This is a genomic window from Shinella sp. WSC3-e (assembly GCF_945994535.1).
In the GTDB taxonomy this organism is placed as follows: Bacteria; Pseudomonadota; Alphaproteobacteria; order Rhizobiales; family Rhizobiaceae; genus Shinella; species Shinella yambaruensis.
Map to the genome: position 1 here is coordinate 1 of NZ_OZ000540.1, position 20,269 is coordinate 20,269.

Genomic DNA, 20,269 nt, shown 5'->3' on the forward strand with positions numbered 1-20,269 from the left:
TCGCTGGGTTACCAGGGGGCGCGGCGCAGCGGCAGCGGGTCGACGGTGAAGGCCATCCGGTCGCAAAGACGCTGCAACAGGTCGCATTTCTCCGCCAGGCGGTTTGGATCGTCCCACAGGTTTGTGGTCTCGTCGGGGTCTGCATTCAGATCGTAAAGCTCACCGCGCCGGTCGCCGTGGCTAACCACCAGCTTCATCGTCCCGGTGCGCAGCATGGTCGCGAATGGCAGATGCGGCTCTTTATGCCAGGGCATGGCGTTGTAATATTCGCAGTAGACATCCGCGACGCCGGTTTGCGTCTCGGTGCCCGACAGCAGCGGCCAGAGCGAGCGGCCCTGCATGCCCGGCCAGATATCGAGCCCCGCCGCCTCGAGCAGGGTCGGCGCGATATCGGTCAGTTCGACCAGCCCGTCGATTCGGCGGGCCGGAATATGGCCCGGCCACGAGATCGCCAGGGGAACATGGACGCTGGGCTCGTAGAAGAACGGCCCCTTGAGATAGACGCCATGATCGCCCAGCAGCTCGCCGTGGTCGGACATGAAGATGACGATGGTATTGTCGAGCTGACCGGTATCGCGCAGGGCGTCGAGCATGCGGCCGACCTGGTCATCGATCAAGTCGCACATGGCGAAATAAGCCGCGCGCACCAGCCTGTGGTCATGATCGGTCATCTCGTCGTAGGGCATGCCGGCATTGCCGCCATAGGCTCCCTGGTGGTCGATCTTCTGGAAGGCAGGTTTTTCTTCCAGCTCTCCCGGCCGGTAGTTCGGCAACTCGATCTCGTCGAGCCGGTCGAGGTAGCGATCGAGATACTCGGCGGGCGGATCGAAGGGGTGATGAGGGTCGAAGAAGTTGACCGAGAACAGCCAGGGCCGGTCGTTCGCCTCATGCGCCTTGACGAAATTGATGGCCTTGTCGGCGCACCAGGTGGTCTGGTGGTTCTTTGTCTCGGGCCCCGCCTTCACATATCTGGAGCCCCGATAGGGGTCAGCCCGGTATTCGGCGCCGCGCTCGAGCAGCCATAGATTGTATTCGTTGAGTGGCCAGTTCTGCGCGCTGCCGTAGTCATTAAGTACCATCCGACAACCCGGATGATGCGACCAGTGAAAGGCGGCATAGCCATCATTGATGCGCGGTTCGATGACCGGCGCCACGCTCGGATTGGCCGCCGAGATATGGAGCTTGCCCGATAGACCGCAGGTATAGCCATTCTCGGCGAGCAGCCGCGTCACCAGCATTTCGTCGGCCGGCATGTCCTGCCCGTTCTGGCGCGTCCGGGTCGTACGCGGATAGCGGCCGGTGAGAAAGCTCGCGCGACTGGGCGTGCAGACCGGCGACTGGCAATAGGCCCCGGAGAACCAGGCTGCCTCGCCGAAGAGCTTGTCGAGCACCGGAGTTCGCACATGGCGATTGCCGGTAATGCCAAGCGTGTCCCAGCGCTGCTGGTCAGTGCATATCCACAAGATGTTGGGTTTGGTCATGATAACCCCAGTCGCGCAATTTCTCGAAATCGTCATCTTGTTCTCCTCCCACGCCATTCCTCGAATGGCACCGACATCGGACATATCCCGTCGCCAGGATCGTCCCTGCGCTCCTCCAGCACGTGGTAATGCTATTAGTTATTTATAACCACTGTCAAGCACAGGTCAGTTTTCTATAACCGGCGCTTCGGGGCAGTTTCCTTCCACAAAATCCTGCGATATGTCCTTCTGGCGGAGAGGGTGATGAACAGACGCAAGACGGAAAAAGCCAGCACGAGACCAACCATGGTCGACGTGGCCAAGCTTGCCGGAGTCAGCCAGGCCACCGTCTCGATGGTGCTCAACGAAACCGGCGGCACGCGGGTCACCGAAAAGACGCGCGGTCTCGTCCGCGAGGCGGCCGAAACGCTGGGTTATCGCGTCTGGATGCGCGCGCCGGTCGGTCAGGGCGGCATCCAGGCCATCGGCTTTATCATCGACGACAGCACGTCCAACCCCATCACCAACAAGGCGATCGAATCGGCACGGCAGCTGGCTTGGGAAAATGGCGCCGTGCTTGTCGTCCTGCCGACCCAGAACGACGAGCGCCTGCGCGCCGCGGCGCTCGAACTGCTGTTCGCACATCGGGTGGTGGGCGTGGTGTTCGCGGCCTTCTTCACGCGCCAGTATACCCTGCCGCAGAAACTGATACCAACGGCTCTGACGTCTGACTCGCGGGGGATTCCCAAACTGTTGAGTTGCTGATTCGATGTCGGCGAAGGAAATTCGCCCATGCCCGGATCGGTTCGACTGCGACAGGACTATACCCCTTCTCAACTCCGGCGGCTGGCGTCACGGAGCAAGGACGCCAACCAGAGCCGACGACTTCTGTCACTAGCAGCCGTGCTTGACGGCATGAGCCGCGCCGACGCCGCCCGGATCGGCGGCATGGACCGCCAGACGCTTCGGGACTGGGTTCATCGGTTCAACGAAGCCGGCCCCGATGGCCTTTTCGACCACTGGTCACCCGGTCCGTCATCGCGGCTGTCGGAAGAGCAGAAGGTCGAACTCGCCGAGATCGTCGAGACCGGTCCCGACCCGGATGTAGACGGCGTTGTTCGCTGGCGCCGAGTAGATCTTCAGCGCGTCATTAGGGAGCGGTTCGGTATCGAGTATCACGAGCGCCATGTCGGCACGCTTCTCAAGAAACTCGGCTTCTCCCACATGAGCGCACGCCCGCTGCATCCTGGTCAGGACGCCGCGACGGTGGCGGCGTTTAAAAAAACTGGCCGCGGGCGCTGACCGCCCATATCTGCCATCTCCCCAAGGGCAAGCCGATCGAAATCTGGTTCCAGGACGAGGCCCGGATCGGGCAGAAAAATGGGATCGCCCGGCTTTGGGCAAGGCGTGGAACCCGCCCACGGCAACCGGCAGATCAGCGCTACCAGAACGCCTATCTGTTCGGCGCTATCTGCCCGGCAAAGGGAAAGGGCGCCGGGCTGGCGCTGCCCTTTGCCGACACCTTCGCCATGCAACTCCACATCGACGAGATCAGCCGGCATGTTCAGCGCGGCGCTCATGCCGTTCTGCTGCTCGACCGCGCCGGCTGGCACACCACGGGCAAACTCGTCGTCCCGAAGAACATGACGCTGATCTTCCTGCCCTCGCGCTCTCCCGAACTGAACCCGGTCGAGAACATCTGGCAATACCTCAGGCAGAACTGGCTCTCCAACCGCGTCTTCGATACCTACGACGCCATCATCGACGCGTCATGCCAAGCCTGGAACAACCTCATCGATCAGCCCGAAACAATCATGTCCATCGGAATGCGCGACTGGGCCCACATCGGTCAATCATGACAGCCGTTGGTATGAGCTCGGTTCCCGTCGTGCTCATCAACTGCCACACTAAAGGCGACATTGCTCCGGCCATCCTGCCGGCGCATGCGCTGGGCGCCGAAACGGCCGTGCGCCACCTGACGGCCTCCGGCCACCGGCGCATTGCCTTCATTAACGGCGAAGGCTGGATGGAAGCTAGCAAGGACCGTCTGCGCGGCTACAAGCGCGGCCTCAAGACCGCCGACATAGCGTTCGACGCCAAACTCGTCCGATCAGGCAACTGGACGCTTTCAGGCGGCCACGATTGCACCCGCGAACTGCTCGCTCTGCCCGAGCCACCCACGGCGATCTTCTGTGCCAGCGACGAGATGGCCATCGGCTGCTACGAGGCCACAAAGGAAGCTGGGCTATCGATTCCGCGCGACCTCTCGGTCATCGGCTTCGACGATGCATCCTCATCCCGTCATCTGGAGCCTCCGCTCACCACAATCCGCGTTCCGCACGAAGATATGGGAAGACGTGCGATTACGCACATCTACGCTAAGCGCGAAGCGCAAAAACTAGGCATCATAGCAGGCAGACTCCAGATTGATTGCCCGCTTGTGGAGCGCAAGTCCGTCGGCCTTCCGCGCCCGCACCGAATTTTGAAGTTAGTCTGAACTAGCCATCCCGTCGCTCGCGTACAAAAGACCGGTATCGGCGCGCGGCCCCCCCATCGCGTTGCCGCCTTAACCGGTGGCGCCGGCAAAAGCGCAATGGCCTAGCCATAGTCGAGCGCGCCGACCTCGTCATGCGGCACCACATGCTAATTCCAGTTAGGACGACGTCGTAGTCTGCGTCGCCCATTGACCAAGTGCTGGCGCGTCGTGAGGCGGGCGCCGCGGTGGACGAGACCGATCATTCCATTCTCATGCGGCCGACCGATTGCCGTTAGCAGGGCCGCACATGTTGGTGGCCGCCGCTGAGGCACTGTGGGTTCCCCAACAAATATTATGCGAATCCGGCCCGACTCCCCGTGCATGAGTGCCGTCACGCTTCCATTGCATTGGCAGAATCTCGCGTCTGTGCAACGCTGGGTGCATGGAATTCAGTGATTTTATAGTCTACGTCGATGAGAGCGGCGACCACGGGCTTGTCAGCATAAATCCGCAGAATCCGGTGTTTGTGCTCACCTTCTGCATCTTCGAGAAAGAGGCCTACCGGACAGCAATGGTACCGCTTGTGCAGGCACTCAAGTTCGAGTTTTGGGGCCATGACGGCGTTGTTCTACATAGCCGCGAGATCCGGAAGTCGTCCGGTGACTTTTCCATCTTGCTCAATCAGACCGTGCGCGACCGCTTCATGGCAACTGTGAATTATGTCGTCGAACAGGCGCCGGTCACGCTCATAGCGGCTGCAATTGATAAGCAACGTCATGTGCAGAAGTACCATGATCCCGACAATCCATACAAAATTGCGCTAACTTTCTGCATGGAGCGCCTGCAGCGGTTCTTGGCCGAACGAGGGCAAGATCACCGCAAGACCTGGATACTGGTCGAACAGCGAGGCCGGAAAGAGGACGATGACCTAGAGCTCGAGTTCAGGCGTATTGCCGCTGGCGGCAACCAGGTTGGACCCATGCCAAACCTCGACATCCGCTTCATGGACAAGAAGCATAATTCAGCGGGGCTGCAGATGGCCGACCTTTTGGCCTACCCGGTCGCCCGGCACATAATAGCTCCTGACCAGCCAAACCGGGCCTACGATCTTGCAGAACCCAAGTTCCGTCGGAGTGCGGCTGGGAAAATACGCGGCTACGGGCTGAAAATATTCCCGTGAGAAAAGCGAAGGGCCCCGAGGTATTCCCCGAGGCCCGACGCCGAACGAGCATTCCCGTTCCATTTGTTTACAAAATGGGTCCAGCTAGGTGGACTGTCAACCCACTGCTGAGGCAAATATAGCGTCCAATGCCTGTCGCTGGCCCCTCTTCCGTCCGCAATGCGCCCCCATTCCTGCCGTTCAACGCCCCTCGACCAATCCCCAAAGCAGACATTCGCCAGCAACATCCTGGCATTGAGTGACGTCAATCCGACCGGTCCGGCGCCCCTATTCGCCATTCGGGGTCAGACCCGTCTCTCCATGACACTACGGCCCTGTGGGCGTAGTGCGCCGTGCGCTTGTTTAGGGCAGCGACGGTCGCCGAACCAGCACTGACGTAACGGACCGGCTTTTCGAAGGGTGTTCTTGGGTAATGCAAGATAATTGTATGCTGCGGCGAAAGCGGCATCACCACCTCGATGCCCGGATTCGCTAGAGAACTCTTGTGAGTTAAGAATCTCTCCCTAGGCACAGTTGGATCGAACCAAGTTACCGGACTGTCTGAAGTAATGAAGTCGGGCTCAACGGAGCACATAATAGTCATCGTCACTTCACTTAGCATGGTCAGACCATCCATCATGGCTCCCGGTAACAAAAACTGCATAGGCGACGCCACCGCTTTTCGAATGCTGTTTAGCTGCGCCTCGGAATTTGCGGATATACCTAGAGCAACGGCCTTTTTCTCAGCCGCGTCCAAGGTCTGCTGCCAAAGCGTCCGTTGGATCTCTCTCGCTTCAAGCGTACGCCCGTGCATCGCTGCGATGAAGGCGATCAACTGCCATTGCCGAAGCCGAGGCAACTGGCGGTGGCTGGCTACGAAGTCTGTGACGAGTGTCTTCAGGCCCTGCTCAAGTTTCGACAGTTCAAACTCTATCCGCAGATCCCGGGAACCGTCCGGCCCGAGGATCGTGTAGATGTCGGTCTCGGTGAAGAGGTTTTGGGGTGCTCGCTTGCGGCCGACGCCGCCACTGGGATCAAAGGTCCACACAAAGGGCTGCATTCCAGCAGGCGTATGCGGATCACACCAGGCGGAAAGGTAGCTCCTTGGGATATAGTGCTGCGATTTGTGGCTACCGGACTTAGGCACGGGCCGTCACCATGACTTCTCCTCATAAGGGCGCTGTCTATGGCATGTGAAAGGCTAAACAGCCTAGACGACATTCGCGCATTCGCTCACTCCAGCTTCAGTCGCTCCCACTCGCCAATCAACGTCCTGTACTTTTCATGAAAAACTGCCTCCTCGTTGCCCTGCAACGGCGTCATTTGCGGAGAGAAGAAAGTACGACGCAGTGCATCGATAACACGCATGTCAGCGGAGTCTGCTTCAGTTAGGACTTGTTGCATTGCCCAGAGCCCTAGCCTCCCTCCTTCTTCCGAGAGCGGCGGCTCTTCACTGAAGTATGGGTATACCACACGTGTATATTCCCCCCGGACGCGCGCATGGAGTGCATCCCTTATCCGAACTGTGGCTCCCAAAGTTTCGATACGCAGGTTGCCGTGCATGCTTATAGGAACGATCTCCACGGGCTCGTTTGACCAGCGCAGCTTTGCGCTAAGCAGTTCGAGAATTCCATTGGTCAGTAGCGGATAAAGTCGTTTGAAATTCCTGTTCGATCGGATGCGATCTTGGGTCAGCTGCGCTAGGTCGCCTCGGCCAGAGATGTGCATCTTAACGTCTGACCAAAAGGGTAGGTAGAAGTCGCCGCCTCGACTTCTAGTGCCGCCGGCTTCCTTTTTACGATCAAGTCGAATGTCCTCTTTCAAAATGGATCGACGCAGTGAATTGGGCGCATAGAATAACTGAAGGGCCTTTCGGAGAGGAATATCTAGAACAGACATAGGTGCCCCCTCTTGGATCGTAGGACAACAATCTCCTCAGCGCCCTGTCGGCACAATGGGCAAAAACAACGTTTTCACTATATTAAGTGCCATAGCGCCCAACTACTTTATCCAACCAGGACCGCGACCGGCCCTTGACCGTTCGTCTCGCTGCTTTGATCGATGCAGACAACGCCTCAACTCGGATTGCCCATGGCTAGTTCGAAGAGATAGCCAAGATCGGCGAGGCGAGCGTCCGCCGCAAATATGTGTTGGCAATCGCCGCAAAACGCCTGGGGGCGCGAGCGGGCATCCCATAGTGGGCACTTCAACCTCGCTCAGTCCACCCCAAGGGCTCACCCAAGCAAGGGAGCAGGGGTTTCCCAGGCTCCACCGTTGCCGCAGAGCGTATCTTGGTCCACATCTCGATCGCGGCACCGATTCCTGGTCTGCGCCAGGCAAAGGAGCGCCTATGACGATCAAGCAGACCTTCTTCAATCTGGCTGACTTGCCGAAGCTCGCGGCGCGCACCTGGACCCCCTTGCGGAGGGTGACGGAGTCGACGCTTAACGATCTCCCGCCTCGGGTCATCTCTGTAGCCGAATTCCACGGGACAGCGACCGCCGCGGTTCATTCCGCCAAGTCCGCTGATGTAGACACGATGGGATGGAACGATGTCGGGCTGAACCCCCATCGGGCAGGTATGGAATCATGGGGCTACCAGTCATCGGATGTGTTCCGTGGCTGGGGAGACACCGAACTTGGCATCAACCTGGTCATTGCCCAGCACCTCGAGGAGCCGAGCAAGGAGATTTGGCATCTGCATCCTGATCTGGTTGTGGCGCTCCGGCTTATCCAGGAAGGCGATCGCTGGTACCGGCCCGAAGAAGGGTGGCCGGAGGTCGTACGGCTGGCCCGAGGCGATAATGGGGAGCCGGTTTCCATCGAGATCAAAACTGAATTCCTCAACGACTATCTAGCAGCACGGGGGATGCGTCTCTTTTGCTCGAGCTATGCCGAGCGGACGGCAGTGACTGAGAAGGATCCCGGCTACGGCTGGTCTCGCAAGCCAATCAACGTGGCTGAGGGGCGAGATCTGCTCGAATACACTACCACCTCGGCAGGTTGGCCCAATCCTCGCGGATCGTTCTTCACCAGAGGCGCCATATGGCGAACTGAATGGCTGGAGCCGGGAACATTCAGCCCTCGTGTCCGCGGTGATAAGCCAGCCGATGAGGTTTCTTTCGTGACCAAGCCGGATGGTACCCGGGTGGCCGCTGCGCGGCTGCATGGAGACATCGGTTGGCTTTACTTTGACCCGGGGATCATCAATGCCTTGCTTCGGCATCGTGGTGGTCGGCTTCATTGGGCGTCGCGAGATACTGGTGGTGTGGGTGCGACCTCAGACACCGTCCATTTCGGTGTCAACGACCTTGGTCTGATCACCGTTTTCGCCAAGGACATCGGCATGCTCAAGCCATGGGAACAGCGAATTTGGGCCGCCCACAACGTCACCCCGGATGGCGGTGTGTCCAAGGAGCTTTTTGAGGCGCAGATGATGGTCCAGCCGGCCTCGACCAAGGCGCCAGAAGCCCTTATTGAAAAGGCCGTCGATAGTGTCGCTTCGAGCTTCCGCGAGCGGTATGGTCAGCAGCTGCTTCGTGAGAATGCCCAGGTGCCGGACTTGTTCACGCGAGCCCATCGGTTCCGAAGTGCGGAGACGGAAGGTTTGCTGGAACTTTCCAAGCAATTGACCCAGCTCTTCACCGAACGGGTTGATGTTGATGTGGTGCTGGCGCAATGCCCCCCATTGGCCAAGGGCGAGAAGAAGCCAGGGTCATTAAAGGCCATTGAGCGCTTGTTGGGTACCGTCCTAACCGAGGAACAGGCCAGGAAGATGATGGGGCCGCTGTTTGGTATGATTGACCTTCGCAATGCCGGTTCGCACCTCGGTTCGACCCTGGTGCAAAGTGGCCTTGAGCGCCTTGGCGTCGATGGCAGGAACCCACAAGCCGTGCAAGGTCTGCAGTTGCTGGAGAGCGTGGTCAATGCGCTGCTTGAAATAGACGCGGCGATTGCCGTTCCAAAGCCGCCAGCCTCCTAAGACCTAGGGAGAATGCCCAGGGCGCGCGGTGTTTCACATGCTTTTTCGTGTATGCGATAACCCAACTACCCGGCTCTCTGTATCGACCCTGGCTAGTCAAAGCGCTAGTCCGCTTCGGAATTGCCGCACCAAACTATCCGGCCCGAACGCAGCCAGAAATGCGACTTGCATCCGGTATTCCGCCAGACGGATGGACGCAAAGTCGGCCGACCCTTGGCATCTACGGCGATGTCCCATCGTGGCTTCCCGGCATCGACCACAAGCATTTCGATCATGGCGCCGCAGCGGCATGGGCACATCATGCCCACACTCCATGGCTCGCCATCATCGATAGCAAGCACCAAGTCCCTGGACGGCATCGCGGAGGGCAACTCGTCTCCCACGACAGTTTGAAGTCGACGCGCGGGGCCGAACCGATCCCACAGACGATGAAACCAGCGGGGCAGGCTCATCACTTTCTGCCCTTTGGCTTGCCGAGCGCGGGAATGCCCAGCAGCGGCTCTTCTGCGCCTCGGGCTAGCTCCGTGTCGGGGTCTCGATCGAATTCGCTCTCCGGGGTGTATTCCTCCTCGGCTGCCGCCAGGCTGAACGTGGTCCGGGCATAAAGCTCATTCGCATCGTGCCTGAAGGGAAAGGTACGAGCGATGAGCTCCATCACGACGGCCGAACTTGCCCGCATATTGAGCGAGATAACGGAAGGGGCCTGTTCGGTCAGCCCCTTGATGTAGCCGGCTTCTTGCTCTTCTTTGAATGCGCCTGGGTTCGCCTTATGCAGCCATTCCGCGCGGAGGCTCTCGGGAGTGAATACGCGCCGGTCAGCAAGAGTAGAACCCCCAGGCTGGACGTAGTCGATCCGGCCACAAACGTCGGCTATTGCTACTCCGTCGTTCCCCACCTTCCGCGTCGGAATGACAACGCCCACGTCGAACAAGGGGATAAGAAAGGCAGACGCGATCAGGTCAACAATCTGCCTTGCCTCGTGGGTGTCGACGCAACTGAAGATGACGTCGCATTGACTGACCGCGAGAATTGCCTCGCGGGAGCCGATGCTCTCAGCAATGGCAGTCGCAACGTCCGGACCGCGATATCCAGCATTGCCGGCAAATATGAGCATGGCGGCTTGATAGGTGAGGTAACCCATTGAGCATTATCGATTTGCGTTGTAGGGCCGCTAAGCTAAACTGGCTCAGTCGCGGCCTAAGTCTGCGCGTCGGGGAAAAACGTGACCGTAAGTACAACAGAACTTTCAGCGCTGACGCGCCTGTTCTCTTCGGCCGTGTTCCAGCAACTGGCCCGGAAGGGGCGCTCTGCGCTGTTTGGACGTCTACTCGGCGAGACCCGCCTCGCCGAGCTGTGCGCGAAAGAAGCCACAGTCGGGGATGCCTTTGAGGCCGCTTTCTCGATTCTCAGGGTCGCCGGACTACGCGATGAATATATCTATCGGTCAGCGCTGACCCACAAGATACTGATGGGCAAACACTCCTTGCGCACCGCCTCAATGCTAAACGAATTTCGCGCCGGATCGTGCAAAGCCGATCTTGTCATTCTCAACGGAACCTCGACGGTCTACGAGATCAAATCCGAGCGAGACTCCCTCGCGCGTCTGATCAACCAAGTGGAAAACTACAAACGCGTATTCGCATCTGTGAACGTTGTAGTCAGCGAGCGCCATGTGGACGGCGTCCGACTGATCCTTCCGGAGGATGTCGGTATCCTGTGCTTGTCGCATCGCTACCGCATCGCGACCGTGCGTGACGCAGTAGATTGTCCCGAGCGAATCTGCCCGGCTACGGTGTTCGAATCGCTTCGTTCAGCAGAAGCTGCGAGTATCCTGAAAGCGCTTAGCATTGCCGTTCCTGATGTTCCCAATACACAGCGCCACGCCGCCATGCGGGCGCTATTCGCGCATCTGGACCCCGTCGCGGTTCACCGCGAAGTGGTGCGGACCTTAAAACGCACCCGCGATCTGGCGCCACTAGCTTACCTCGTCGACCGGCTCCCGCGCTCGCTCCACGCTGCCGCTCTTTCAATTCCGGTGCGCCGTGCAGACCATGCCCATGTGGTAGAAGCGATCTCTACGCCGCTGGGCGAGTCGATGGCCTGGGCCTAACGCATGTATCACCCCTATTTTCGTGGCAAGCAGTTCGAGCTGATCGCCATTCGCGAAACCGCAGCACTGATGGCTGGATCGGGGTTCGTGCCCATCATTGAGCCGGTGCGGGAGGCGCTCAAGGGATTAGAGAGAACCCTGACGGCGATCTGCGACGCCGGCGGCGAGGCGATCGTGATCATTAATCCAGCCTATGGCGATCATGCTGAGGACGGCGTGAGCATCTCGACCCTTCTGGGAAATGGATTTCTAAATAAAGACGGCATTAGCGCCGGCATCTTGCTCACCAACGACATGAATATCGATGACGCGATGGCCTGTCACACCAAGCACCAGGCACATCGTCCTGTATTCATCCATGCCGGTTTCACCGAAGCGAAGGCGCTAGCAGAAGCGCTCGGGAATGACCTCTCTGAGACTCGACACGTCTTCTTCGAAAAGCACTGCCACAAGCTCTACCGGAAACACCTGAAAGGCAGCAAAACCCGTATCCTTCTTCGTGACGGGTTCGAACGGCGGCGCAACGCCGATCATCCAGCAGTCGAATTGTTTTCAGACCTCCACCTCACATTCGAGGAGGAAGACATGGACGGGTTCGGCGACTTCCTAATCGTTGGCGACGACTATGTTGAAGGTGGCGGCCCCGCGTACGCTGTCGCGATCCACCTGACGTTCCTCGACCCCGACAAGGACGAGGTGATGTACATCTATCATTTCGTATCAACGACAAAGGACACGCCGACTGATCCGGGCGGTAAGTTTGCCCAAGCGCTGGCAAAACTGATCGCTAAGCTGGATTCCGGAACCTCCAGACTGTTTGCTAGCACAGCCATCGCCGAATTTCGGGAGTTGCATGAAAAAGGCCACTTCCCGGGGCTCGGGCAGGTCAAGAAGCTTTCGATGCGCCATCATATCGAGACGCTCGCAGACTTTTTTTCCGAGTAGCGGGCAATCACATGCCGAAGTTCTGTTGCCCCGAATGCTTCGACGACCGTGGCCTTCGCCGCGACATCATCCCCTCGCTCAGCCATGGAATGGGGGACTGTGACTTCTGCGGGTCGACAGCCGTTATCCTGGTTGAACCACGTGCCCTCGCTGACATCTTCGAGTTGTTAATCGGGATCTACGAAGCAGATTCCGCGGGCAAAACCTTAGTTGAATGGATGAAAGATGACTGGCAGCTGTTCAGCCATGCCGCAATGGACGTTGCGCATTCGAAGGAGCTACTCGCTGAGATTCTCGATGACGGCGACATCGTCCGCAAGCCGTTCGCGCCGTCGTCCGCCTATGACAGCAAAGCTCTCGCGCAATGGGAAAATCTGCGCGATGAACTGATGTGGAAGAACCGGTACTTCCTGGACGAGGTCCTGGACGCGGATCGGCTGCGGGAGTTGCTTGGCCATTTGCCGACGGATGACATGCCTGCGAAGTGGTACCGGGCGCGTATCCTGTCCGACGACACAGTTTATCTTATTGGAGAAATGGGTGCTCCGCCAAAGCGGCTTGCATCACACGGGCGCGCGAACCCGCCCGGCATTCCATATTTGTATCTCGGTTCAATTCCAGAGACCGCGGCCGCGGAAGTCCGGCCTCATACCGGCGAGGTGGCGTGCGTCGCCGAGTTCACAATTCCTATGCCGCTGCGCGCGGTGGATTTGCGTAACCCGCGCAAGCTGGTGTCGCCCTTCCTTTTGGCCGATGCGAGCGCGATCGGTCAGCTGCGGGCGGACATTGCGTTTCTGGAGCGGCTTGGGGATGAGTTGACACGCCCTGTGCTGCCTCGTGGGGCCGCAATCGATTACATTCCCAGCCAGTATCTCTGTGAGTTCATCAAGAAGAACGGCTATGACGGCGTCGTTTACCGCAGCTCGGTCAGCGACGGGATGAACTTAGCGCTATTTGATCCCGCGAAGGCGATCGGCGGCGCAGTCTCAAAGTTTAACATCACGAAGGTCACGGTCCAGGTTGACCCCGCCTGATCGCCGCGATGAGCGCCAACTCGGCTGTTTCCAACTTTCCTTATGGGACGTGGGATATGCGCGTCATGCCATAGTGCTGTCGTTGCGATCCGGAGCGCTATCTCGATATTTCGATTGATGAAATATAAAGTCTAAGTTGCGGTGCGGCGAAGATGGCGGGTGGTTGAGCGCTTCCGAGCATCCATACAACCGTGGCACTGACACTCCCAAAATCCTATGCCTCGTCAGCGGAGCGGTCACTGCCAATCGGAACGTCGCCGTGCTGGCCATGGTCGCTGGAGAGAAGACCAGCATCTTGGAGCGCCTCAATTTCGGGAAGATCACGAAGCGTAGCTAGCCCAAAATGCTCCAAAAACCCCTTGGTTGTCACATAAGTGAACGGCGCCCCGGCCGTCGGGCTGCGGGGTCCCGCGGTGATCATGTTCTTGTCCCGCAACGCCCCGATGACGTCGCGCGACACCTCCCGCCCCAGGATTTCCGACACCCCTGCTCGCGTGACTGGCTGGTGATAGGCGATCGACACCAACACCATGGCCTCGTTCTGAGTCAGATCGATCGCCCGGTCCGGCACCGCAGCAGACGTGGCGATGGCATCGGCATAGGCCGTTCGGGTGCGGAACGCCCAGCCCCCAGCGACACTGACCAGGTCGTAGGGTTTGCCCCGCAGGCTTTCACGGATGTCGTCAATGAGCAGGTCGATGCTGGCGTCACGACCGATCACCCGCGCCAGGACCTCGCGCTCCACCGGCTTGGGCGCCGCGAACAGTACGGCTTCGATGCGGTTCATCCATTCGCGCCAGCGTAGGTCAGCCGGCATATCGACCAGTTCGGAATCGAAGATCGGCGGTTCGGCATCTGTCCTTTTGCGCCTGGCCATCCCGTTGCCCTGCCTCACAAACCGTAGAGCCGGAACGTCGGCCGGCCACTGAGTTCGCGCACTCCCCCCAACTCTCCCAAGCGATCGAATAGCCGCCGAGCCCCGCGCGCCGACAGTCTTGGGCTGGACCAGGAGCCCGGCACCGCGTCATCGGACAGTAGCAGTTTGATGACGTCGCCAGCACCTTTAGCGCGCAACTTTGGCGCCGCCGAAGCCAGTATTGCCGCCCGCTGCCCCAGCTCTGACCCGAGATCGCAGGCTTCTGCCGCCGCCGTGGCGTAGGCCCAAAACACCGCCTTGCCCCAACCTTCTCCTCCCGGCCGGATGCGTTTGCGGTGTTCGCCCGATTTAAAGGTCGGCGAAGCCACCTGCCCCATCAGCAGGGGCACCGGAACAGGCCATCTGAACTTCTGGGCGAGGACCATGTCAGCAAGCCAAAAGGCCAACAATTCGGCATCGGGCCGGGCCCGGTAGACGGCAGCGGCAATCTCGGCCGCCAAGGCTGGAGCCGGCCGCGACGACGCCGTCAGGTCTTCGGCATTGGCGACAACCTCGGCAAGAACGTCATCCCACTGCAGAGCAAAATGCTGTTCGACCACCGGGCGTACCAACTCTGCGTCGCAACTGGTGGTCCGGCTGGCCAAGCGGCGCCAGGCCATCAGCAGGTGCCCGGCTGGCCCAGGATCATCGCCCTTGCCGCGCAGAAAATGGGTATCGCGCAACGCGGATTCGTCCTCGCGCCGACCGGTCAAGTTCACCGCCGCGCTAGCACTATGCAGGGCCAGTCGCTGGCGCCAGGCACCGGCCCAAGGACAACTCTGCCGCACTAAACTATCCAACGAATTCAACGCTGCACCCGCCATGTAAGCACCGTCGACATCGTAAGAAATCTCGCCGCGCGAGCGCGCCCAGGCCGGCACCTTCGGCACTGGTGGCAGATCGATCTCGAGCAAATCAGCAGCGATTTTCATGCAAACAGAGTAACACGCAGCGGCGCTTTTTGCTACCGATTTGGTTGTAAACCGCCCTACCTGTCGGCATCTCAGAACGAATGATAATCTTGCATTATCGGACGTTTTGCTCATTATAGAGAGAATGCCCCAAAACCTCGACGAAACCACGCAAAACGACGCCGGCAACGCCCCCCTGCCCTGTGCTGCAGCCGCGGCACCCGTCGGCAATTCCGCCGTGTCGATTCCGGGCGGCGATCGCGCCCATTTGCGCGGCCTGGCGGATCGCGCCCGGGACTATGTCGAGGCAGCCAGCTCGGCCAACACCAGGCTGGCCTACGCCTCGGACTGGAAGCATTTTTCTGGTTGGTGTCGCCGGCAGGGACTGGCAGTGCAGCCGCCCGATCCACAGATTGTTGGCCTCTACATTACGGCCTGTGCGACAGGCCAGGCTACGGTTGCGCCAAATGCAGTCAGCACCATCGAACGCCGGCTCTCGTCGCTTTCCTGGAATTACACCCAGCTCGGGCAAGTCCTAGATCGCAAGGATCGCCACATCGCCACAGTGATGGCTGGCATCCGCAATACCCACGCCAAGCCACCACGGCAAAAGGAAGCCCTGTTGCCCGAGGATCTCCTGGCGATGCTGGAAACCTTCGACCGCGGCAGCCTGCGTGGCATCCGCGATCGCGCCATGCTGCTGCTGGGTTTCGCCGGCGGCCTGCGGCGCTCGGAAATCGTCGGCCTCGATGGCGGCGAAGGGCAGAGCGAGGACGGCCGTGGTTGGATAGAGATCCTGGACAAAGGGATGGTCCTGAATATTCGGGGCAAGACCGGATGGCGTGAAGTGGAAATCGGTCGCGGATCCACTGATGCCACCTGCCCCGTTGTGGCAGTGGAAACCTGGCTTAAGCTCGCTCGGATCGCGCATGGCCCGCTGTTTCGCCGTGTGACTGGGCAGGGCAAGGGCGTCGGCGCCGATCGACTGAACGACAAACAAGTCGCCCGCCTGGTCAAGACAGCGGCACTGGCGGCCGGGGTACGGGGCGACCTTTCGGAAGATGCCCGGGGGGGCTTGTTCGCCGGCCATTCTCTGCGGGCCGGTCTCGCCTCATCGGCCGAGGTCGACGAACGCTACGTCCAGAAGCAGCTAGGGCATGTTTCGGCTGAGATGACCCGTCGCTATCAACGCCGGCGGGACCGCTTTCGCGTAAACCTTACCAAGGCTGCGGGACTATAGCCCCTTGCCCTGCTGGGATGCCTGAAAGCTGCCATCAAGCGACGTCAACGTCCACCATGATGCCAAGGCATGAGCTAGGCCAAATCTTCCGGGTTTATCCGCGGATGGGTCTCCTCACCGAATGCCCACAACACCAAGCCCGACACCATCATCGAAAGTGCCACGAACCAGAATGTAGCCTCGAGAGCGCCGCTGAAATGGGCAACCAGGCCGAGCCCGAGCGCACCAATGCCATATCCAAGGTCACGCCAGAACCGGTAAATGCCAATGGCTGAGCCGCGCCAGCTGGGCGGGGCGATGTCGGCCACGGCTGCCGACAGATTGGGATAAAGCAGGGCCATGCCGAAGCCGGCGATGGCGGCCGATGCGGCCCACCACCAAACGCCGCTGCCTATCACCACCATGGCGACCCCGAGGCCCGAAATCCACATGCCGAGCACATTGGGCCAATGACGCCCAACGTGATCGGAAAGTCGACCGGTGAAGAGCTGTGAGCCGCCCCAGGCGAAGCCATAGGTGTAGCGGCTTGCCAACATAAGCGCCTCTGCTCGCAAACATCGGCATTTTCTGCTCGAATTATCTGACAATGGAGCGGGCGTCGTGCTCACGCTCCCTGCCAATGTGCTCGCAAACATCCGGGTCTGCTTGCAAACATCCCCCACGTGCTCAGATTAATTGCCAGCGACGGCATGGTCAAACCGGGACGCCTGCCTGTCGTAGTTGCTCGGTCAGCTGACGGGAATATTCGGGATCAAGGGTGCCCGCCAGGAAGGCGCGGATATCCGACGGCCGAGCATTGAGGTGCGTGACCAGAGCCGTCGCATCGTAACCATTTCGGGTCAACGTCGGTTCGAGATCGTCGATGGCGCGGGACAGGACCTGCTCGACGATTTCGGCGGTAACCGGCTTGGCGCCGAGGCGAAAGCCCTGCTCGAATGCGAGGGTGAGATGCATCTCGATCTGAAGCGGCGTGCGCAAACGTTCGGCGATGAGGTCGATGGCTTCTTCCTCGAGGAGTTCGCCAACCTTTACGCCTTCGGCCGCACAGGCGCCAAGCAGCCAGGCAACATAGTCGCGGCGCGCGGAGCCGATCCCCTCGTAGTCAAAAATGGTCGTGCGGTAGCCAATCTCCTCCATTTGCGGCCGGCGCAGATCATTGCGCAACCGGGGATGCCCGACAAGAAGTACGGAAAGGAGCACGCCGGCGTCGGCGACCACCTCCATCAGTCGCTTCAGGCCGGTTAAGGTCTTGTGGTGCAGGTCATGGGCCTCGTCGACCACGAGGACGATCGGCCGTTTGCCTTTTTTCATGATGTCGCGCAGGTCGCGCTCCCGGCGCTCGGCCTGCTTGGGGATCTTGACCTGCGCACGATCGCCGGGAGACAAGTCGTAGAACAGGGCTTCAATGAGCGATGGCAGCGAAGTGCGCCGCTTGTCGACCGCCAGCGATTTGGCGAGTGCGACCTTGCCGGCTTTGGTGAGTTCGGCCTCGATGCGGCGCAAAAGGTGGGTTTTCCCCGAACCGACCAGGCCGGAGACCACGACAAGCCGACCGGTCTGGACGGCCGCACACACCTCGCGGATGATCGTGCGCTGATGCTCGGTCTCAAAGTTGCCGGCCCCTTGGAAAGGCCGGTCGAGGCCGTAACTGGATTGAACGTCAGCGAGCATCATTCTTCCTTTCTTCGCGCCTGGAAGCGTTCGCGGATACGGGCCGCGATCATCTTTTTGTCGAGTGTTTCTCCAAGCAGTTCATTGATGAAGGCGCGGTCACCGGCATTCATCGCGCCGATCGGCCGGCCGAGCTGGTCGGCGATGGCCCCACGGGCTGCGAGGCCATTTGGATAAGCGGTCTCTATTGCGGGTTCCGGAAACGGTGTCCGCCGTACACTCAGCCCAGCCGTGGTCGGGGGCAGCGAAGGCAATGGACGATCCCCGCCGGTGACCGCGGCGCGGGGGAGCCCAAGTTGGTCTGCCAGGCGCACCACCTTGTCGAGCCGCTCTTCGAGCTTGCTCTTCTGGTATTTGCGATAGCGAAAGAGGGGAACCGCCCCGCGCGAAGGTTGGAATGGACCGAAGCGCTTGCCCTCATGCTCGACGAACAGTTCCTGATCGAACAGGCCCCAGAGCAAGGTCACCGTTTCGCCGGCAAGTTCGGGCTCGACCTCATAGGATGCGCCTTCGACCGATACGGTCGCGTCTCCAGCAACCGTCCGTCGTTCCGGTTCGCGCGCAAAGGCGCAGAACCGCTCCCAGGAGCACATCGCCCGCACCCCGTCAGGAGGAAGATGCCGCAGCCAATCCTCGATGCGTGCATGAGACTCTGTGCGATGGTCGCCGTTATTGTAGGTGACCAAGGCGCGCCTGAGCCAAAGGTTGGCTTCCTCTTCGTCCTTCGGCTTGTGGAAATGATAGAGGGTCTCGTGCACTTCCTTGATCGTGCGAAACGGCCGCTCGACCTTGCCTTTCGCTCGCGCCGGCGTGCGCCGCTCGCTGTCCGACGGGGGCATATGCGTGAGAACCCGGACACCAAGGCTACCCATGACGGACTGGAAAACGCGCGAGCGGCTCACCGGCCCGTTATCCATATGGATGGTCGTTGGAATCCCCTGAAGCGGCAGTTCCGGTTCAGGCTTGGCGGCGAAGGCATTGTAGAGAAAGCGCAAGGCGGACTCCGCGTCCTCGCCGTAGACGGAGCGGTATTCCTGATAGCTCGCGCCGGAGCGATCATCGACCACGGAGAACAGCATCAGCGTCGGCCGGCCGCGCCCTTCCTCGACCCAAAGCGGCGCTTCCACCTGCTTCAGGTCGGACGGGCTCATGTCGAAGTGCCAGAGTTCGTTGGAACGCCGCGCCTGGAATCGGACGGCAGCCACCGGGCGGGTGACGCGCGCATAATCCAGGCCGGAAACACGCAGCAGCCGATCGACCGTTGCGCGTTTCAAGATGCCGGGCGGTGCACGGACCAGGCCATCGGGCGTCACCACGCCGTCTTCCTCAAGCAGCTTGATGGCGCGCGCCGTGGAGATATGCCGCCCCTTCCGGTTCGCCGTTCTGATCTTCAGGGCCGCGATGATTTCGGCATAGGTTTCCATCTCCGGCTGCGGGGCGATCCGGGAGGTTCCGTGATCGGCGCGCCGTACGGATTTCGGGCGGTTCAACTCCCGCAGCGCCCGATACAGGGTCCAGATCGAGATGCCGTAGGCATCGGCGGCACGAGCAACAATCTCGGTACGGCCTGGATCACGGGGAGAAAGCAGCGACAATCGGCGTCGAAGATCGACAAGAGCCTCTCCGGGCGGCCGCTTTCTCCGCTCAGCCATGGACGTCCTCGGATTCCACTGTTTTGGGAGAGCCACCCTTCTTGCCGATATGACGATAGAGGGTTGCAACAGAAACCCCCATGCGCTGCGCAATATTGCGTACCGGTATGCTGCCTTCCTTCATCAGGGCGCGCGCCGCGGCAATATCGCCCGGGCGCATCGCGGGCGGGCGGCCACCCTTGCGGCCACGTTGCCGCGCCTCGACCAGTCCAGCCGTCGTGCGTTCGCGGATCAGAGCACGTTCGAACTGGGCGATCGCACCGAAGACATGGAAGGTCAGCATGCCGCCCGGCGTCGTCGTATCAATGCTCTCGGTCAAGGACACGAGCCCGATCTTCGCGCGCTCCAACTCTTCCGCCGTCGCGATGAGCTTCTTTAGCGATCGCGCCAACCGATCGAGTTTCCAGACAACGAGCGTGTCACCAGTGCGAAGCACGTCGGAGAGAATTCGGCCCAATTCCGGGCGGTCATCGCGAGCGCCTGACCCGCGCTCGGTAAACACCTTCTCGCAACCGGCGCGTCTCAGCGCCTCAAGCTGAAGCTCCGGATTTTGATCGATCGTGCTGACCCTGGCGTACCCGACCCGCATAGCCATCCAAATGTTCTTGAAAGTCGTTGGACACATAGCATTTTGCGACAACCGTTTCTATAACAGTTTTGAGAAGATTCCATCGCGCCATTCAAGGGGCGTGACGGCATGCGCTATGGCATGC

The 20,269-nt window shown here is 60.2% G+C and carries 20 protein-coding genes; 9 read left to right on the plus strand and 11 right to left on the minus strand.

Annotation, left to right across the window (positions count from 1 at the left end; all coding sequences use genetic code 11):
- Window positions 1-8: 8 nt before the first annotated feature.
- Entirely contained in the window at window positions 9-1,517 is a 1,509-nt protein-coding gene (locus tag AABF56_RS37515) for a sulfatase family protein (RefSeq protein WP_272809248.1), read from the minus strand.
- 207 nt (window positions 1,518-1,724) lie between these two features.
- On the opposite strand from AABF56_RS37515, the gene AABF56_RS37520 reads away from it, so the two are divergent.
- The 4 genes from AABF56_RS37520 to AABF56_RS37535 all read left to right on the plus strand — a co-directional run bounded on the left by AABF56_RS37520 (window position 1,725) and on the right by AABF56_RS37535 (window position 5,116).
- Window positions 1,725-2,225, plus strand: coding sequence for a LacI family DNA-binding transcriptional regulator (locus tag AABF56_RS37520; RefSeq protein WP_272792135.1), 501 nt, complete (start codon window positions 1,725-1,727; stop codon window positions 2,223-2,225).
- A 27-nt stretch (window positions 2,226-2,252) separates the two neighbouring features.
- A protein-coding gene (locus AABF56_RS37525; protein WP_272792134.1) for an IS630 family transposase occupies window positions 2,253-3,319 on the plus strand; the annotation gives its coding sequence in 2 pieces (ribosomal slippage) (window positions 2,253-2,739 and window positions 2,739-3,319; 1,068 coding nt in all).
- Between the two features lie 11 nt (window positions 3,320-3,330).
- A complete protein-coding gene (locus AABF56_RS37530) occupies window positions 3,331-3,957 on the plus strand; it encodes a substrate-binding domain-containing protein (RefSeq protein WP_272792133.1) in 627 nt (208 codons plus the stop codon).
- A gap of 421 nt (window positions 3,958-4,378) precedes the next feature.
- Window positions 4,379-5,116 carry a DUF3800 domain-containing protein gene (locus AABF56_RS37535; RefSeq protein ID WP_272792132.1) on the plus strand — a complete coding sequence of 246 codons (738 nt, stop codon included), beginning with the start codon at window positions 4,379-4,381 and terminating at the stop codon, window positions 5,114-5,116.
- A 244-nt stretch (window positions 5,117-5,360) separates the two neighbouring features.
- Here AABF56_RS37535 and AABF56_RS37540 read toward each other — a convergent pair whose 3' ends face one another.
- Together AABF56_RS37540 and AABF56_RS37545 are read right to left on the minus strand one after the other, a co-directional pair.
- Window positions 5,361-6,242 carry a DUF4238 domain-containing protein gene (locus tag AABF56_RS37540; RefSeq protein WP_272792131.1) on the minus strand — a complete coding sequence of 294 codons (882 nt, stop codon included), beginning with the start codon at window positions 6,240-6,242 and terminating at the stop codon, window positions 5,361-5,363.
- Between the two features lie 86 nt (window positions 6,243-6,328).
- Window positions 6,329-6,994, minus strand: a complete 666-nt coding sequence (locus tag AABF56_RS37545; protein ID WP_272792130.1) for a hypothetical protein — start codon at window positions 6,992-6,994, stop codon at window positions 6,329-6,331.
- Between the two features lie 451 nt (window positions 6,995-7,445).
- Here AABF56_RS37545 and AABF56_RS37550 point away from each other — a divergent pair, with 451 nt between their 5' ends.
- Complete coding sequence (locus AABF56_RS37550; RefSeq protein WP_272792129.1) at window positions 7,446-9,077, plus strand: hypothetical protein; 1,632 nt, start codon at window positions 7,446-7,448, stop codon at window positions 9,075-9,077.
- 104 nt (window positions 9,078-9,181) lie between these two features.
- Here the strand turns inward: AABF56_RS37550 and AABF56_RS37555 are convergent, their stop codons facing one another.
- A complete protein-coding gene (locus AABF56_RS37555) occupies window positions 9,182-9,529 on the minus strand; it encodes a DUF6527 family protein (protein WP_336314314.1) in 348 nt (115 codons plus the stop codon).
- Entirely contained in the window at window positions 9,529-10,218 is a 690-nt protein-coding gene (locus AABF56_RS37560) for a hypothetical protein (RefSeq protein ID WP_272792128.1), read from the minus strand. The genes AABF56_RS37555 and AABF56_RS37560 overlap by 1 nt, the downstream gene beginning before the upstream one ends.
- An 81-nt stretch (window positions 10,219-10,299) precedes the next feature.
- Here AABF56_RS37560 and AABF56_RS37565 point away from each other — a divergent pair, with 81 nt between their 5' ends.
- The 3 genes from AABF56_RS37565 to AABF56_RS37575 are packed head-to-tail and all read left to right on the plus strand — an operon-like array spanning window position 10,300 to window position 13,166.
- A complete protein-coding gene (locus AABF56_RS37565) occupies window positions 10,300-11,187 on the plus strand; it encodes a sce7726 family protein (protein ID WP_272792127.1) in 888 nt (295 codons plus the stop codon).
- Window positions 11,188-11,190: 3 nt separating this feature from the next.
- Window positions 11,191-12,132 (plus strand): sce7725 family protein, encoded by a 942-nt coding sequence (locus AABF56_RS37570; protein ID WP_272792126.1) that lies wholly within the window; start codon window positions 11,191-11,193, stop codon window positions 12,130-12,132.
- Window positions 12,133-12,143: 11 nt separating this feature from the next.
- Window positions 12,144-13,166 (plus strand): RES family NAD+ phosphorylase, encoded by a 1,023-nt coding sequence (locus tag AABF56_RS37575; protein WP_272792125.1) that lies wholly within the window; start codon window positions 12,144-12,146, stop codon window positions 13,164-13,166.
- A gap of 214 nt (window positions 13,167-13,380) precedes the next feature.
- On the opposite strand, the gene scpB is transcribed toward AABF56_RS37575, so the two are convergent.
- The gene (gene scpB, locus AABF56_RS37580; protein ID WP_272792124.1) at window positions 13,381-14,043 is read right to left on the minus strand and encodes an SMC-Scp complex subunit ScpB; all 663 of its coding nucleotides are present in this window, start codon (window positions 14,041-14,043) and stop codon (window positions 13,381-13,383) included.
- Between the two features lie 14 nt (window positions 14,044-14,057).
- Entirely contained in the window at window positions 14,058-15,014 is a 957-nt protein-coding gene (locus AABF56_RS37585; RefSeq protein ID WP_272792123.1) for a DUF1403 family protein, read from the minus strand.
- A 124-nt stretch (window positions 15,015-15,138) separates the two neighbouring features.
- On the opposite strand from AABF56_RS37585, the gene AABF56_RS37590 reads away from it, so the two are divergent.
- Window positions 15,139-16,233: a tyrosine-type recombinase/integrase gene (locus tag AABF56_RS37590; RefSeq protein WP_051961367.1), complete on the plus strand. Its 1,095-nt coding sequence runs from the start codon at window positions 15,139-15,141 to the stop codon at window positions 16,231-16,233.
- A gap of 74 nt (window positions 16,234-16,307) precedes the next feature.
- Here the strand turns inward: AABF56_RS37590 and AABF56_RS37595 are convergent, their stop codons facing one another.
- From AABF56_RS37595 to AABF56_RS37610, 4 genes are read right to left on the minus strand one after another with little or no spacing between them, the layout of a single operon-like run.
- Entirely contained in the window at window positions 16,308-16,868 is a 561-nt protein-coding gene (locus AABF56_RS37595) for an MFS transporter (protein WP_338341970.1), read from the minus strand.
- 58 nt (window positions 16,869-16,926) lie between these two features.
- On the minus strand, window positions 16,927-17,904 hold the full coding sequence (locus AABF56_RS37600) for an ExeA family protein (protein WP_024710159.1): 978 nt from the start codon (window positions 17,902-17,904) through the stop codon (window positions 16,927-16,929).
- Entirely contained in the window at window positions 17,904-19,556 is a 1,653-nt protein-coding gene (locus tag AABF56_RS37605; RefSeq protein WP_003501095.1) for an IS481 family transposase, read from the minus strand. Before AABF56_RS37605 ends, AABF56_RS37600 begins: the two co-directional genes overlap by 1 nt.
- Window positions 19,549-20,145, minus strand: a complete 597-nt coding sequence (locus tag AABF56_RS37610; protein WP_024710158.1) for a recombinase family protein — start codon at window positions 20,143-20,145, stop codon at window positions 19,549-19,551. Before AABF56_RS37610 ends, AABF56_RS37605 begins: the two co-directional genes overlap by 8 nt.
- Window positions 20,146-20,269 lie beyond the last annotated feature (124 nt).

What these genes read in the sequence shown, in the direction of transcription:
- AABF56_RS37515 (WP_272809248.1), bottom strand. Translation starts at nt 1,517, where the DNA reads ATGACGATTTCGAGAAATTGCGCGACTGGGGTTATCATGACCAAACCC.
- AABF56_RS37520 (WP_272792135.1), top strand. Translation starts at nt 1,725, where the DNA reads ATGAACAGACGCAAGACGGAAAAAGCCAGCACGAGACCAACCATGGTC.
- AABF56_RS37530 (WP_272792133.1), top strand. Translation starts at nt 3,331, where the DNA reads ATGAGCTCGGTTCCCGTCGTGCTCATCAACTGCCACACTAAAGGCGAC.
- AABF56_RS37535 (WP_272792132.1), top strand. Translation starts at nt 4,379, where the DNA reads ATGGAATTCAGTGATTTTATAGTCTACGTCGATGAGAGCGGCGACCAC.
- AABF56_RS37545 (WP_272792130.1), bottom strand. Translation starts at nt 6,994, where the DNA reads ATGTCTGTTCTAGATATTCCTCTCCGAAAGGCCCTTCAGTTATTCTAT.
- AABF56_RS37550 (WP_272792129.1), top strand. Translation starts at nt 7,446, where the DNA reads ATGACGATCAAGCAGACCTTCTTCAATCTGGCTGACTTGCCGAAGCTC.
- AABF56_RS37555 (WP_336314314.1), bottom strand. Translation starts at nt 9,529, where the DNA reads ATGAGCCTGCCCCGCTGGTTTCATCGTCTGTGGGATCGGTTCGGCCCC.
- AABF56_RS37560 (WP_272792128.1), bottom strand. Translation starts at nt 10,218, where the DNA reads ATGGGTTACCTCACCTATCAAGCCGCCATGCTCATATTTGCCGGCAAT.
- AABF56_RS37570 (WP_272792126.1), top strand. Translation starts at nt 11,191, where the DNA reads ATGTATCACCCCTATTTTCGTGGCAAGCAGTTCGAGCTGATCGCCATT.
- AABF56_RS37575 (WP_272792125.1), top strand. Translation starts at nt 12,144, where the DNA reads ATGCCGAAGTTCTGTTGCCCCGAATGCTTCGACGACCGTGGCCTTCGC.
- scpB (WP_272792124.1), bottom strand. Translation starts at nt 14,043, where the DNA reads ATGGCCAGGCGCAAAAGGACAGATGCCGAACCGCCGATCTTCGATTCC.
- AABF56_RS37585 (WP_272792123.1), bottom strand. Translation starts at nt 15,014, where the DNA reads ATGAAAATCGCTGCTGATTTGCTCGAGATCGATCTGCCACCAGTGCCG.
- AABF56_RS37590 (WP_051961367.1), top strand. Translation starts at nt 15,139, where the DNA reads ATGCCCCAAAACCTCGACGAAACCACGCAAAACGACGCCGGCAACGCC.
- AABF56_RS37595 (WP_338341970.1), bottom strand. Translation starts at nt 16,868, where the DNA reads ATGTTTGCGAGCACATTGGCAGGGAGCGTGAGCACGACGCCCGCTCCA.
- AABF56_RS37600 (WP_024710159.1), bottom strand. Translation starts at nt 17,904, where the DNA reads ATGCTCGCTGACGTTCAATCCAGTTACGGCCTCGACCGGCCTTTCCAA.
- AABF56_RS37605 (WP_003501095.1), bottom strand. Translation starts at nt 19,556, where the DNA reads ATGGCTGAGCGGAGAAAGCGGCCGCCCGGAGAGGCTCTTGTCGATCTT.
- AABF56_RS37610 (WP_024710158.1), bottom strand. Translation starts at nt 20,145, where the DNA reads ATGCGGGTCGGGTACGCCAGGGTCAGCACGATCGATCAAAATCCGGAG.